Genomic DNA, 13,196 nt, shown 5'->3' on the forward strand with positions numbered 1-13,196 from the left:
AACCAGGGATTATCATGCAGCATCCGCACCACGCAGAAACCACCTTCAGGCTGGATAACGTCAGTTTTCGTGTGCCAGGCCGCACGCTGCTGCATCCGCTGTCTCTTACCTTTGCACCGGGCAAAGTCACCGCGCTGATTGGTCATAATGGTTCTGGCAAATCCACGCTGCTGAAAATGCTCGGTCGTCACCATGCGGCGAGTGAAGGGCGCGTGTTGCTGAATGAGGACGCGGTTGATAACTGGGGCAGCAAAGATTTTGCGCGTCAGGTGGCGTATCTGCCGCAGCAACTGCCCGCGGCGGAAGGCATGACGGTGCGCGAGCTGGTGGCGATTGGCCGCTATCCGTGGCACGGCGCGCTGGGCCGCTATGGTCAGGAAGATCGTGATCGGGTGGAAGAGGCGATTACGCTGGTGGGATTAAAGCCTTTTGCCGGGCGTCTAGTGGATAGCCTTTCTGGCGGCGAGCGCCAGCGTGCCTGGCTGGCGATGCTGGTGGCGCAGAACAGTCGCTGCCTGTTGCTGGATGAACCGACCTCGGCGCTGGATATTGCCCATCAGGTTGATGTGCTGGCGCTGATTCAGCGTCTCAGCCGCGAACGTGGGCTGACGGTGATTGCGGTGCTGCACGATCTCAACATGGCAGCACGCTATTGCGATCGTCTGGTGGCGCTGCGCGGTGGCGAAGTGATAGCCGAAGGTGGCCCCGAGGCGATCATGCAGGCCGATGTGCTGGGCAACATTTACGGTATTCCGATGGGCATTTTGCCGCATCCGCTGGGCGGCGCGCCCGTCAGTTTCGTTTACTAAGGCTTCGCCATGTTCGACATTTCTCGCCGCCGCCTGCTGACGGCGCTGGCGCTTTCCCCGTTGATGTCCGCGTTGCCGCTGCGTGCCGCCGTGCCGGATGCGCAGCGCATTCTGGCGCTGGAGTGGCTGCCGGTGGAGCTGCTGATGGCGCTCGGCGTGACGCCACTCGGCGTGGCCGACATGCACAACTACAACATTTGGGTCGGCGACCCGCAGCTGCCGTCCAGCGTTATCGATCTTGGCTTACGCACTGAACCCAATCTGGAGCTGATGACGCAGCTCGAACCCTCACTCATCCTGCACTCCAATGGTTATGGTCCGGCGCTGGATAAGCTGCAGCGCATCGCGCCAACCATGGGTTTTGACCTCAACAGTGGCGACGGCAAACCGCTCAGCACCGCGCGTCACTCATTGCAGGCGCTCGGCGCACGTCTTGGCCGTGAAGCGCAGGCCGTGCAGCATCTGCAGTATGTGGATGAGCAGCTGGCGGCGGCGCGTGAACGCCTCAAGCCGTGGGCCGATCGTCCGGTGCTGCTGATGTCGCTGATGGACAGCCGCCACGCGATTACCTTCGGTAAAAACAGTTTGTTCCTTGAGGTGATGGAGATCCTTGGCTTGAGCAATGCCTGGCAGGGCGAAACCAACTTCTGGGGCAGCGCAGTCGTTGGGCTGGAGCGGCTGGCGGAAGTGGGTGATGTGCAGGTGATCTGCTTCGATCACGATAACGATCGCGATATGCAGCAGGTGATGGCCACCGCGCTGTGGCAGGCGCTGCCGTTTGTGCGCGCGCAGCGTTTCCAGCGCGTGCCGGCGGTATGGTATTACGGCGCGACCTCTTCGGCGCTGAAATTTGTCCGCGTGCTGGAACACGCGCTGGAGTCGCACTGATGCGCAATCGTCTTTTTCCCGTCGCGCTATTGAGTACGGTGTTTCTGCTGGCGCTGGCCTTAACCGTGGTCAATCTGCGCCAGGCGCTGCCGATCGATCAATGGTCGCAGGCGTTTTTCGCGCCTGACATCAACAACATCCAGCAAGTGGTGTTTCATCACAGTTTGCTGGCGCGACTGGCGCTGTCGCTGCTGGTTGGCGCGGGCCTTGGCCTCGCCGGTTTGCTGTTTCAGCAGGTGCTGCGCAATCCGCTGGCGGAACCCACCACGCTTGGCGTGTCGTCGGGCGCTCAGCTGGGGATTACCGTTGCGACGCTATGGCATTTGCCGGGCGGCGAGTTCACGCAGCAGTTTGCGGCGATGGGCGGCGCGGTAATTGTCGGTATTCTGGTATTCGGCGTGGCCTGGGGCAAACGTCTGTCGCCGGTGACACTGATTCTGGCTGGGCTGGTGCTGAGTTTGTACGCCGGTTCGGTGAATCAAATCTTCGCGATCTTCAATCACGATCAGCTGCAGAACATGTTCTTGTGGAGCACCGGCGCGCTCAACCAGCTGGATGGACACAATGTGGCGCAGCTGTGGCCGCGTCTGCTGCTGGCGTTTGTGGTGGCGCTGGCGCTGCTGCGTCCGCTGACGCTGATGGGGCTCGACGATGGCGTAGCGAAAAACCTCGGTCTGGCGCTGTCGGCGGCACGTATTGCTGCGCTGGCGCTGGCAATTTTACTTAGCGCGCAACTGGTCAATGTTGCAGGTATCATCGGCTTTATCGGCCTTTTCGCGCCGCTGCTGGCGAAGATGCTCGGCGGGCGTCGCCTGATCAGCCGCATGTTGTTGGCGCCGCTGATCGGTGCGCTGCTGCTGTGGCTGGCCGATCAGTGCGTGCTATGGCTGACCAACCACTGGCGTGAAGTGTCTACCGGCACGGCGACCGCGCTAATCGGCGTGCCGATTCTGCTTTGGTTGCTGCCGCGCCTGCGTACCGGATCGGTACCGCCAGCGCTTAATCAGGGCGATAGCGTGCCGGCTGAGCGGCAGAAGGTCTTACGCTGGTGTTTGATCGGATTGCTGATTCTGGGCGTATTGAGTTGGGTTGGTATCACCTTTGGCCGCGATGCGCACGGCTTTGCGTGGGTGGGCGGCGATATGCTGCAGCAGCTGCTGCCGTGGCGCGCACCGCGCGTATTGGCCGCGCTTATTGTGGGCATGATGCTCGGCGTGGCGGGTGCGCTGATCCAGCGGCTCACCGGTAATCCGATGGCGAGCCCGGAAGTGTTGGGCATCAGCTCGGGCGCGGCGTGCGGCGTGGTGGTGATGATGTTCTTCGTGCCGGGCGATGCGGTGGCGTGGCTGTTACCTGCCGGTGCGCTGGGTGCGGCGTTGACGCTGTTGATTATTATGCTGGTGGCGAGTCGCGGCGGCTTTTCGCCAGAACGCATGTTGCTGGCGGGCATGGCGCTTAACAGCGCGTTTGTCACGCTTTTGATGGTGCTGCTGGCCAGCGGCGATCCGCGCATGGCGGGCTTGTTGAGCTGGATTTCCGGTTCAACCTACAACATCAATATGCAGCAGGCCGTGCAAAGCGCGGTGGTGGGTTTAGTGCTGATGGCGCTGGCGCCGCTGGCGAGTCGCTGGTTGACGCTATTGCCACTCGGCAGCGCTACCGCGCGTTCAGCGGGCATGGCGCTCACTACCTCGCGCCTCAGCCTGCTGCTGCTGGCGGCGGCATTAACCGCCACGGCAACCTTGACCATCGGGCCGCTGAGCTTTATCGGGCTGATGGCGCCGCATATCGTGCGCATGCTCGGGTTCCGCCGTGCATTACCACAGGTGTTGATGGCCGGTTTGTTGGGCGGCGGCTTGATGATTTTCGCCGACTGGTGCGGCAGGATGCTGGCGTTTCCGGATCAAATTCCAGCCGGGTTGATGGCGACCTTCTTTGGTGCGCCGTATTTTATCTGGCTGTTGCGGCGGGCGTAATCAGGGTAACCCGGAATGGCGACTCCACAACGACGGTAGAGTGCGCCATTCAGGCGGTTTTAAAGTTTCGCGAAGCTGCGGCGTGCCGCATCGATGGTGCGTTGGATATCTTCTTTACTGTGCGCCAGCGACATAAAGCCTGCTTCAAAAGCAGATGGCGCAAGGTAAACGCCTTCTTCCAGCATCAGGTGGAAGAAACGCTTAAAGCGCTCAACGTCACACTGAGTGACGTCCTGATAGCAGGTCACTTCATCGGCATCTGTGAAGAAAATCCCGAACATACCGCCCACGTGGTTGATCACCAGCGGAATATTTTCGGCTTTCGCTGCGGCCAGCAGGCCTTGTGCTAACTGCGTGGTCAGATCGGTCAACGTGCTGTGGGTGCCTGGCTGCGCAATTTTCGACAGACACGCGAAGCCCGCCGCCATGGCAATCGGGTTACCGGACAAGGTACCGGCCTGATAAACCGGACCGGTTGGTGCCAGCGCATCCATCACATCGCGACGACCACCAAAGGCACCGACCGGCATGCCGCCGCCGATGATTTTACCGAGACAGGTCAGGTCTGGCGTCACGTCGTAATAGGCCTGAGCACCACCTAATGCGACACGGAAGCCGGTCATCACTTCGTCGATAATCAGCAGCGCACCGAATTCGTCACACAGCGTACGCAGGCCTGGCAGGAAGTCTGGCTGCGGTGGAATGCAGTTCATGTTGCCCGCTACCGGCTCAACGATGATGCAGGCAATATCCTCAGGATACTGCTCGAAAGCTGCACGCACAGTGCTGAGATCGTTATAGGTGCAGGTCAGCGTGTGCTTAGCGAAATCGGCCGGTACGCCCGGGGAGTTTGGCTGGCCGAGCGTCAGCGCGCCGGAGCCGGCTTTCACCAGCAGGCAGTCGGCGTGGCCGTGATAGCAGCCTTCGAACTTGATGATTTTATCGCGATGGGTGAAGCCGCGCGCCAGGCGAATGGCGCTCATGGTGGCTTCGGTGCCGGAGTTAACCATGCGCACCATGTCCATGCTGGGCACCAACTCGCACACCAGCTCGGCCATTTTCACTTCCATCTCGGTTGGCGCGCCGAAGCTCAGACCGCGCGCAGCCGCTTCAACCACCGCGTTACGGATGTTGGCGTTGTTATGACCCAGCACCATCGGGCCCCACGAACCGACATAATCGATATAGCCTTTGCCGTCGGCGTCATACAGATACGCACCGTCAGCGCGTTCGATGAACAGCGGCACACCGCCCACACCGGTAAATGCACGTACCGGGGAGTTCACACCGCCGGGGATCAGGCGTTGCGCTGCGGCATACAGGTTTTCTGACTTACTCATTGTTCTGCTCCTGCTGTTCGGGAAAAAATCTGGCGCCATTCTACGGGAATAACGGCTTGCGCTAAAGTTTAGGGTATATACTTTCCTGCGCATGCGGCGGCACGCAGTGTCAAGCGTGAGACTTGATTGCACTGGACGGCTGGCAGATAATAGCGAGATTAAGGTCGTTTTCTGACCTCGACGTTTACCCGGAGTAAAAGATGAGTGACGACTTAGCAGCGCTGCCTTTGCAATTTACTGATGCAGCAGCAAAAAAAGTGAAAAACCTGATTTCTGATGAAGAAAATCCCGAGCTGAAATTGCGCGTTTATATTACCGGCGGCGGTTGCAGCGGTTTCCAGTACGGCTTCACGTTTGACGATCAAATGAATGACGGTGACATGACCATCGAGAAACAAGGCGTGGCGCTGGTGGTGGATCCGATGAGCCTGCAATATCTGGTGGGCGGTTCCGTGGATTACACCGAAGGCCTGGAAGGTTCACGTTTTATCGTGACCAACCCGAATGCCAAAACCACCTGCGGTTGTGGTTCTTCCTTCAGCATCTAATGCTGCTTCTGGCTGCCGTTCTGGTAGCCAGATTCCTACCATTCAATAGTCACTAAACGCGCAGATTCGCGGCGCTTAGCATCGCGTTTTAATACTCGTTCAGTAATGCGCGGCTGCGCGCTGAAGTGACGTCCACAATCCACTTTTGGCAGAGAGTGTTCACTCTGGCGTGAGATATCGCAACGCGAGAATAACGTTAAGGTAGCGGCGATAGAGCCGGTCGACGTGGCCGCACTCAGAGGTGCAGCGATCACGAGCCCTATGGCCAGCAGCAGTGCTCTGGTCATGAATAGTTCCTGGTGAAGACAAAATTGCGCTAAGCGCTAAAAAAGGGCACAGAGCATACGTGGCCGCTGTGCCTTGTATTATGATTTACGACAACTTATGCCGAATCTTTAATCTTAATTAGTGCTTTTTTTCGTCGGATGTAAATCTGCACACAGCTGTTTCGCTGCCAGCAGCATGCGAGGCCCCGGACGGCTCAGCCAGTCGTCATTGATGGCGATCACCGGCACATCCAATTGCGGCTGCCAATATTGCGCGATGCTGGCGGCCCGAGCGGCATCACCCCCGATGACAATCGCCTGCGGATGGCGCATCAGCACCTGTTCGCGGCTCACCTGCGGCCAGCTAACGCTGCTATCGGCAAAAATATTCCTGCCGCCGCACAGCTCAATGACCTGGTTTTGCATGGTGTTACGCGAAGCCGTAAACAGCGGCTGCTGACCAAACTGCAAAAAAAGCGGCAGCGGCGTACTTTGCTGATACTGCTTGCGTAGCGCCGCTTCCTGCGCGCGTAATGCCTGCGCCGCATCGATGGCTTGCTGCGGCTGCGGACTCCAGCGCTGTAACGCCGCCAGCGCATCGATCATTTGGTCAATAGTTTGCGGATCGATCCACTCAACCTTAATCCCAAAACGCTGCAGCTGTTCAATTTGCCGCTGTGGATTACCGCCGCGCCACGCCAGCACCACATCCGGCTTCAGTTGCAGAATGCGTTCCACTTTAATGCCTTGCCAGTTCGCCACCTGTTCCAGCGCGTTGGCCTGCGCGGGATAATCGGAGAAGGCGCTGACGGCGAGCGGCGTAATGCCTGCGGCGAAGGCCAGTTCCGTTAGATGCGGCGAAAGAGTGATGACGCGCGGCGCGGCAGCGAACAGGCTGTTGCACAGCAGCAACAGCCCAAGCAGCAGGATTTTAGCCACGCGCCAGCTGAACCAGCAGGTTTTCAACCATCAGTGAAGATTGTTTTGCCGCAACACTGAGGAACTCATCGAAGCTGAGGTGTGATTCCTGATCGGCGACGTCAGAAATGGCGCGCACCACCACAAATGGCACCTTGAACTGATGGCAAACGTGACCAATCGCGGTTGCTTCCATCTCCACCGCAATCGCCTGCGGGAAGGTGGTGCGGATGCGTTCCAGCGGTGCAGCGCCGTTGATAAACGCATCGCCGCTCACTACCAAACCGCGTACCGCGTTGAGGTCGAGCTGCTTGATAACCCTTTCGGCGGCGGCAATCAGTTTGTCATCCGCCACGAAAGCGGCGGGGCAGCTGGCCATCTGGCCTGGCTCGTAACCGAAGGCGGTGACGTCGGCATCGTGATAGCGCACTTCATCCGACACCACGATATCGCCCACTTTCAGCGTTGGCGCCAATCCGCCGGCAGAACCGGTGTTGATCACCACATCCGGCTTGCACAGCTGAAGCAGCAAGGTGGTACCGAGCGCGGCGGCCACTTTGCCGATGCCTGATTTCAGCAGCGCCACCTCAACACCATTCAGCGTACCGGTGTAAATTTCGCAGCCGGCCAGCGTCAGTGTCTGGCGGTTTTCAATTTTGTCACGCAGCAGTGTAACTTCCTGCTCCATCGCGCCAATAATGCCTACTTTCATAAGAATCTCGCTAATTTAATGGATGTAACCCGCAAATGTGAGGCATAGTCTAACATGGCTGATTGAGGAAGAATTCACGAAAAAATAAGGGGTAATTATGGCGACGATCAATTTCAGGAAGAAGATCAGTTTCACCCGCCCTTATACCAGCCGCAAAGATCCCGAAGGGGAATACTTTATTACCCGCCACTTTGAAAGCGATCGCGGACGTATTATTAACTCCGCCGCCATTCGTCGTCTGCAACAGAAAACCCAGGTATTCCCGCTCGAGCGCAATGCGGCGGTGCGTTCGCGTCTAACGCACTCGCTGGAAGTGCAGCAAACCGGGCGATATATCACCAAAGAGATTCTGCAAGCGCTGAAAACCCAGGGCGGCGGGCTGGCGAATTATGGGCTGGATGAGTTTGAAGGTGCCTTCGAAAGCCTGATTGAGATGGCCTGTTTACTGCACGATGTCGGCAATCCGCCGTTTGGTCATTTTGGCGAGGCGGCGATCAATGACTGGTTCGACGAAAATCTGCCTGCCGAGCTGGTCGATCCACTGGTGGCGGGCGTTGCCGATGAGGCTGAGCGCGCCGCTTTTGACCAGTTGAATGCAATGATTCGTCAAGATTTATGCCATTTCGAGGGTAACGCGCAGGCGATTCGCCTGGTGCATACGCTGCTGCAACTCAATCTCAGCTATGCGCAGGTCGCCTGTATTTTGAAATATACCGCGCCCGCATGGTGGCAAGGCGATAAACCGGCTGAATTTAGCGTATTAATGAAAAAGCCGGGCTTCTATTTATCTGAGCGAGAATATGTGGCTGAGTTGCGTGAAGCGACCAATATTAAACAGCACCATCGTTTCCCGCTTACCTGGATAATGGAAGCCGCCGACGATATCTCTTATTGCATTGCCGATTTGGATGACGCCGTAGAAAAAGACATCTTCCATGTTGAAACGTTGTATAAGCATTTATTGGATGCCTGGGGCGCGGTAAAAAACGGCGATGTTTTCAGCCGCACTATCGGTGATGCCTGGAAAGAGGCTAATCAGAAAAAACGCCGCAGTATCAGCGATCAATTCTTTATGTCATTGCGGGTTAACGTGCAAAACGTGCTGGTTAGCCATGCGGTTAAGCGTTTCATCGACAACTTACCGGCTATTTTCGAAGGTGATTTTAATCACGCTTTACTGGAAGATGATGGTGAAGAAGGTCGCTTGCTAAAACTATTTAAAACGGTTGCGCGTCAGCAGGTGTTTAATCATCCGGAAGTTGAACAACTGGAATTGCAGGGTTATCGGGTAATTAAAGGTTTGCTCGAAATATATCAGTCACTGCTGTTGCTGGATTACGAGCAATTTACCACCTTGATGAACGAGGATTTTCTGGCAAAGCATCCGATTGAAACCCGCTTGTTTCATAAGCTTTCTGGCAAACATCGAAAGGCCTATCAACAACACATGCGCTCATTAATTGTTGAGCATAAATATCAGCGCTTGTTGTGGGAACGTTATTATCGTGCGCGTCTGATTCAGGACTACATTAGTGGGATGACGGACAATTATGCCTGGGACGAATATCGTCGTTTAATGGCGGTTGAATAAGCGCACAATTGTAAAGATGAAGAACAATTTTTTACCTTTACCTAAAACTTTATTAGGAACTTCGCGCTAAAAACTTAATCTCACCATCACGACCACAGCAATGGTCTGGCCGTAATTCTTAGAGAGACACAGATAAATGAAAAAAAACACAATTATGCTGGCGTTGGCGCTGAGTTTCGGCGCGGCGACGCTGAGCCCTGTGAGTGTATTTGCCGCAGAGACCGCTTCTTCTTCCAGCCAGCAGTTGCCAAGCCTGGCACCCATGCTGGAAAAAGTCATGCCTTCCGTGGTGAGTATCAGTGTGGAAGGCTCGACGACGGTTAAAACGCCGCGTATGCCGCAGCAGTTCCAGCAATTCTTTGGTGATAATTCTCCGTTCTGCCAGGACGGTTCACCGTTCCAAAGCTCACCCATGTGTCAAAACGGCGGTGGTGACGGCGGCGCGGATGGCGGTGCTAACGCGCAGAAACAGCAGTTCCGTGCGCTGGGTTCCGGCGTGGTAATTAACGCGGATAAAGGCTATGTGGTGACCAACAACCACGTGGTGGATAACGCGACCAAAATCCAGGTGCAGCTCAGCGATGGACGTCGTTACGACGCCAAAGTGATCGGTAAAGATCCACAATCAGATATCGCGCTGATTCAGCTGCAGGATGCGAAAAACCTCACCGCAATTAAGATTGCCGACTCCGACAACCTGCGCGTCGGTGATTACACCGTGGCGATTGGTAACCCGTACGGCCTTGGCGAAACGGTGACTTCGGGGATTGTTTCGGCGCTGGGCCGCAGCGGCCTGAACGTTGAAAATTACGAAAACTTCATCCAGACCGATGCGGCGATTAACCGTGGTAACTCCGGTGGCGCATTGGTAAACCTTAACGGCGAGCTGATCGGGATTAACACCGCGATTCTGGCGCCGGACGGCGGCAACATCGGTATCGGCTTTGCCATTCCAAGTTCAATGGTGAAAAACCTTACCGCGCAGATGGTGGAGTACGGTCAGGTGAAACGCGGCGAGCTGGGCATTATGGGCACCGAGCTGAACTCAGAGCTGGCGAAAGCGATGAAAGTCGATGCGCAGCGTGGCGCCTTTGTTAGCCAGGTATTGCCGAACTCTGCTGCGGCGAAAGCCGGCGTGAAAGCGGGTGACGTGGTGGTGTCGATGAACGGTAAAGCGCTGACCAGCTTTGCAGCGCTGCGTGCCGAAGTCGGCTCGCTGCCGGTCGGTACCAAGCTGCAGCTGGGTCTGCTGCGCGAAGGCAAACCGGTGAACGTCACCGTTGAACTGCAGCAGAGCTCGCAGGATAAAGTGCAGTCCGCCACCATTTACACCGGTATTGAAGGTGCCGATCTCAGCAATATTGATACCAACGGCCAGAAAGGCGTGCGCGTCGATAGCGTCAAGCCTGGCAGCGCAGCGGCGCGTATTGGCTTGAAGAAAGGTGACGTGATTCTGGGTGTCAACCAGCAAGCCGTGGCTAATCTTGGCGAGCTGCGTAAAGTGCTCGACACCAAACCTTCGGTGCTGGCACTGAACGTACAGCGCGGTGACAGCAGCCTGTATCTGCTGATGCAGTAAGTTTCAGGTTGTTGATAACAGGCGAGCTTTGGCTCGCCTTTTTTGTGTCTGTGCAAATGTCCGGTACTGAATGTGACGCTTACCGCAAATCCCGCATAATCCCGCTGGCTATGTGCAGTTGCACAATGTCAGCGCCGTAACGGATGCGTATTCTGTCTGTTCGTCCTTATCTCCGGAGTGTTTGATGGCCACCTATCATCTCGATGCGCGACTGGCTCAGGATATTGTTGCCCGCACCATGCAAATTATTGACAGCAATGTCAACGTGATGGATGCGCGTGGTCGCATCATCGGCAGTGGCGATCGTGAACGCATTGGCGAATTGCACGAAGGCGCGCTTTTGGTGCTGTCACAAGGGCGCGTGGTAGACATCGACGAAGCGGTGGCAAAACATCTGCACGGCGTGCGTCCTGGCATCAATTTGCCGCTGCGTATTGATGGCGATATCGTCGGCGTGATCGGTTTGACCGGCCAACCGGCAACGCTGCGTCACTACGGCGAATTGGTGTGTATGACCGCCGAAATGATGCTGGAACAGGCGCGTTTGCTACACATGCTGGCGCAAGATAGCCGCTTGCGAGAAGAGCTGGTGCTGAATCTGGTGCGCAGCGAAACCTTATCGCCAGCGCTCAGCGAATGGGCGCAGCGGCTCGGCATCGATCTCAATCAACCGCGCGTGGTGGCGGTGGTGGAAGTGGACAGCGGCCAGCTCGGCGTTGATAGCGCCATGTCCGAGCTGCAACAGCTGCAAACGCTGCTGACCACGCCAGAGCGCGACAACCTGATTGCGATTGTTTCACTCACCGAAATGGTGGTGCTGAAACCGGCACTGAATGTACATGGCCGCTACGATCAGGACGATCATCGTCGTCGCGTGGATCAACTGCTGCAACGCATGAAGGAGAGCGGCCAGGTGCGAATGCGCATCGCGCTCGGCAACTACTTTACCGGTCCCGGCAGCATCGCACGTTCGTACCGCACCGCGCGTACCACCATGATGGTGGGCAAACAGCGCATGCCGGAACAGCGCAGCTATTTTTATCAGGATCTGGTGCTGCCGGTGCTGCTCGACAGTTTACGCGGCGGCTGGCAGGCCAACGAACTGGCGCGCCCGCTGGCAAAGCTGAAAAGCATGGATAACAATGGCTTGCTGCGACGCACGCTGGTGGCGTGGTTCAGCCACAACGTGCAACCCAGCGCCACGGCACGCGCGCTGTTCATTCATCGCAACACGCTGGAGTATCGCCTCAACCGTATTTCCGAGCTCACTGGGCTCGATCTGGGCAATTTTGACGATCGCTTGCTGCTGTACGTGGCGCTTCAACTGGATGAGCAAAGTTAATGAGAAACCTGTGGATTGCGTTGCTGTGGCTGTATAGCGCGCTAAGTTTGGCTAACGATCCGGCCTTTCTCTCATTAAACGATCTGCAGAAAGTTAAGCAGCAGCTGGCACATCATCAGGCCGCGCCGCCAACGCTCGACGCCTGGCATCAGCTTAAACAGCAAGCGGATAACGCGCTACAACACCCCAATCCCAGCGTCACCGATAAAGGTATGATGCCGCTGAGCGGCTCGAAGCAGGATTATTTAAGCCTGAGCGCCTATTGGTGGCCGGACGCCAGCAGCGCCGACGGCCTGCCGTGGCAGCGTCGTGATGGCGAAGTGAATCCTGCCAGTAAGAATGATCAAAGTGATGGCGTGCGGCTGGCGCGCTTTACCGCCGATTTTCAGGCCCTGACGCTGGCGTGGTACTTCACTGGCAATCAACGTTATGCCGATAAAGCGCTGGCGATGATGCGTCACTGGTTTATCAATCCCACCAGCCGTATGCACCCTAATCTTAACTTTGCTCAAGGCATTCCGGGCCGATCCGCGGGCCGCCATGATGGCGTGCTCGATGGGCGCTACTTTGCCACGCGCGTGGTGGATGCGCTGACTTTGCTACGCAATGCGCCCGGTTGGCAGCCTGCCGATCAGCAAGCGATGCATTTATGGTTTAGCGAGTATCTGCACTGGCTGCGGCACAATCCGCTAGCACTGCAAGAAGCGGCGGCGGTGAATAATCATGGCAGTTGGTATTGCACGCAGGTGGCGGGAATCGCGTGGTATCTGGGCGATCGTGAGACAGTCACAGCGATGGTAGAGTTGGCGCGCAATAAAATTGCGCTGCAAATTCGTGCCGATGGCAGCCAGCCCGCAGAGTTAGCGCGCACGCGATCCTTCCATTACAGCTACTTCAATCTGCAGGCGCTTAGCGCATTGGCGCAGCTAGCCGGTAAAGCAGGGTTAGGCGATTTATGGCATAGCCAGCAGCCAGGCGGATCGTTGCTGGCAGCGCTCGACATGATGGCGCCGTACAGCGATGCCGCTAAAGTCTGGCCGTGGAAAAACCGCGATCGCGTGAGCCAGCGCATCATTCCGCTGCTTTCAATGGCCGATAACAGTCTGCAGCAGCCGCGTTATCAACAGTGGATCATGCAGACGCAATGGAAAGATCAAAAGAGTGCGGCGGTGAGGCAGGCACAGCGTGATACCTGGCTGCTTTCGCTGCCTTATCAGCAGCCATAAA

The 13,196-nt window shown here is 56.9% G+C and carries 12 protein-coding genes; 8 read left to right on the plus strand and 4 right to left on the minus strand.

The window, feature by feature from the left end:
• The first annotated feature begins 14 nt into the window (after nt 1–14).
• From fhuC to fhuB, 3 genes are read left to right on the plus strand one after another with little or no spacing between them, the layout of a single operon-like run.
• A complete protein-coding gene (gene fhuC, locus P6287_RS03835; protein ID WP_210080844.1) occupies nt 15–809 on the plus strand; it encodes a Fe3+-hydroxamate ABC transporter ATP-binding protein FhuC in 795 nt (264 codons plus the stop codon).
• Nucleotides 810–818: 9 nt separating this feature from the next.
• Complete coding sequence (fhuD, locus tag P6287_RS03840; protein WP_210080843.1) at nt 819–1,697, plus strand: Fe(3+)-hydroxamate ABC transporter substrate-binding protein FhuD; 879 nt, start codon at nt 819–821, stop codon at nt 1,695–1,697.
• Complete coding sequence (gene fhuB / locus P6287_RS03845; RefSeq protein WP_277974542.1) at nt 1,697–3,673, plus strand: Fe(3+)-hydroxamate ABC transporter permease FhuB; 1,977 nt, start codon at nt 1,697–1,699, stop codon at nt 3,671–3,673. Before fhuD ends, fhuB begins: the two co-directional genes overlap by 1 nt.
• Nucleotides 3,674–3,732: 59 nt before the next feature.
• Here the strand turns inward: fhuB and hemL are convergent, their stop codons facing one another.
• A complete protein-coding gene (gene hemL, locus P6287_RS03850) occupies nt 3,733–5,013 on the minus strand; it encodes a glutamate-1-semialdehyde 2,1-aminomutase (protein ID WP_277974543.1) in 1,281 nt (426 codons plus the stop codon).
• A 200-nt stretch (nt 5,014–5,213) separates the two neighbouring features.
• Here hemL and erpA point away from each other — a divergent pair, with 200 nt between their 5' ends.
• Nucleotides 5,214–5,561 carry an iron-sulfur cluster insertion protein ErpA gene (gene erpA / locus P6287_RS03855; RefSeq protein WP_007893884.1) on the plus strand — a complete coding sequence of 116 codons (348 nt, stop codon included), beginning with the start codon at nt 5,214–5,216 and terminating at the stop codon, nt 5,559–5,561.
• Nucleotides 5,562–5,596: 35 nt separating this feature from the next.
• Here the strand turns inward: erpA and P6287_RS03860 are convergent, their stop codons facing one another.
• The 3 genes from P6287_RS03860 to mtnN form a co-directional block, all read right to left on the minus strand.
• Complete coding sequence (locus P6287_RS03860) at nt 5,597–5,848, minus strand: hypothetical protein (RefSeq protein ID WP_101762055.1); 252 nt, start codon at nt 5,846–5,848, stop codon at nt 5,597–5,599.
• Between the two features lie 114 nt (nt 5,849–5,962).
• Nucleotides 5,963–6,766, minus strand: a complete 804-nt coding sequence (gene btuF / locus P6287_RS03865) for a vitamin B12 ABC transporter substrate-binding protein BtuF (RefSeq protein ID WP_277974544.1) — start codon at nt 6,764–6,766, stop codon at nt 5,963–5,965.
• Complete coding sequence (mtnN, locus tag P6287_RS03870) at nt 6,759–7,457, minus strand: 5'-methylthioadenosine/S-adenosylhomocysteine nucleosidase (protein ID WP_277974545.1); 699 nt, start codon at nt 7,455–7,457, stop codon at nt 6,759–6,761. Before mtnN ends, btuF begins: the two co-directional genes overlap by 8 nt.
• 97 nt (nt 7,458–7,554) lie before the next feature.
• Between mtnN and dgt the strand changes: the two genes are divergently transcribed.
• From dgt to P6287_RS03890, 4 genes are all read left to right on the plus strand, one after another.
• The gene (dgt, locus tag P6287_RS03875) at nt 7,555–9,048 is read left to right on the plus strand and encodes a dGTPase (protein WP_101762053.1); all 1,494 of its coding nucleotides are present in this window, start codon (nt 7,555–7,557) and stop codon (nt 9,046–9,048) included.
• 136 nt (nt 9,049–9,184) lie between these two features.
• Nucleotides 9,185–10,627, plus strand: coding sequence for a serine endoprotease DegP (degP, locus tag P6287_RS03880; RefSeq protein ID WP_101762052.1), 1,443 nt, complete (start codon nt 9,185–9,187; stop codon nt 10,625–10,627).
• Between the two features lie 184 nt (nt 10,628–10,811).
• Nucleotides 10,812–11,969 (plus strand): CdaR family transcriptional regulator, encoded by a 1,158-nt coding sequence (locus P6287_RS03885; protein WP_110867567.1) that lies wholly within the window; start codon nt 10,812–10,814, stop codon nt 11,967–11,969.
• Nucleotides 11,969–13,195, plus strand: a complete 1,227-nt coding sequence (locus P6287_RS03890; RefSeq protein WP_277974546.1) for an alginate lyase family protein — start codon at nt 11,969–11,971, stop codon at nt 13,193–13,195. The genes P6287_RS03885 and P6287_RS03890 overlap by 1 nt, the downstream gene beginning before the upstream one ends.
• Nucleotide 13,196: the final 1 nt, after the last annotated feature.

Origin of the sequence: Pantoea sp. X85 (genome assembly GCF_029623675.1) — a bacterium.
Taxonomy (GTDB): Bacteria; Pseudomonadota; Gammaproteobacteria; order Enterobacterales; family Enterobacteriaceae; genus Pantoea; species Pantoea leporis.